This window comes from Streptomyces sp. A012304 (assembly GCF_026008495.1).
In the GTDB taxonomy this organism is placed as follows: Bacteria; Actinomycetota; Actinomycetes; order Streptomycetales; family Streptomycetaceae; genus Streptomyces.
Window position 1 is genome coordinate 8,636 of the sequence record NZ_BQUN01000206.1, and the last position, 626, is coordinate 9,261.

Here is a 626-nt window from a genome sequence, read left to right on the forward strand (position 1 = left end):
ACCCACCGCCTCCCCGGACTCATGGCCCAGGACGAGGGAGACGTTCGTCCGGACGAGGTGGAGGATCTCGGCCTCGCGCGCCTCCTCGTCGAGGGCCGCCAGCCGTGAGGCGAACGTGGAGCCCGCCGATTCCGTCGCGGTGGCCGCGACCCGGCGAGTCGTCGCGCGCACCACACTGCGCAGCACGTCCGGCAACGCGCCCGCGGCCGCCCGGGCCCGCAGGGCCACCGGGTCCAGCAGGACGGGGACGAGATGGGCCGCGTCGGACCGCAGCGCGGCATCGAAGAGGGCGAGTCCTTCCTCGTTCGTCAGGGCCCGTACGCCGCGCCGCAGGGCACGGGACGCCGCGCTGTTCTCCGTGGCGCCGGTCAGAGCGCTGGACTGGGCCCACGGTCCCCAGCCCAGGGAGACACCGGGCCTGCCGGACGCGCGCCGATGCTCGGCCAGGGCGTCGAGGAAGGCGTTGGCGGCCGCGTAGTTCGCCTGACCGCTGTTGCCGAACACACTCGCGGCGGAGGAGAACAGCACGAAGGCGGAGAGGTCCAGGTCACGGGTCAGCTCATGCAGGTTGACCGCACTGTCGACCTTGGAACGCAGCACACCGTGCAGCCGCTCCTCCGTCATCG

At 73.0% G+C, this 626-nt stretch carries 1 protein-coding gene; it reads right to left on the bottom strand.

Annotated features, from left to right (window positions below; translation table 11 throughout):
* A partial coding sequence (locus ALMP_RS41860; RefSeq protein WP_375803620.1) for a KR domain-containing protein occupies positions 1-600 on the bottom strand: 600 nt, incomplete at its 3' end.
* Positions 601-626 lie beyond the last annotated feature (26 nt).